Origin of the sequence: Stenotrophomonas sp. SrG, from assembly GCF_050031795.1 — a bacterium.
GTDB classification, from domain to species: domain Bacteria; phylum Pseudomonadota; class Gammaproteobacteria; order Xanthomonadales; family Xanthomonadaceae; genus Stenotrophomonas; species Stenotrophomonas rhizophila_A.
Map to the genome: position 1 here is coordinate 1 of NZ_JBNBBE010000688.1, position 248 is coordinate 248.

At 68.5% G+C, this 248-nt stretch carries 1 protein-coding gene; it reads left to right on the plus strand.

What is annotated here, in order from left to right:
* On the plus strand, positions 1 to 248 hold a 248-nt coding region (locus ACQG3P_RS21335), incomplete at both ends, for an RIO1 family regulatory kinase/ATPase (RefSeq protein ID WP_426806169.1).

Sequence of the window (248 nt, forward strand, 5' to 3'; positions counted from 1 at the left end):
TTCCACGGCTATCTGTCGCCGTACCACGTGCTGGTAGGCCCCGTTGGCCCGGTGGTTATCGATTTCCCGCAGGTGGGGAGCGCCGGGGGCAACAACGCCGCGCGCAGCATGCTGCTGCGCGACGTCAACAACCTCACCGCCGACCTGGGGCGTTCGGCCCCGGAGCTGCTGGACCCCTGGTACGGCGAAGATATGTGGGCGTTGGTCGAGGCCGGTGACCTGCTGCCGGACAGCCCGCTGACCGGTGA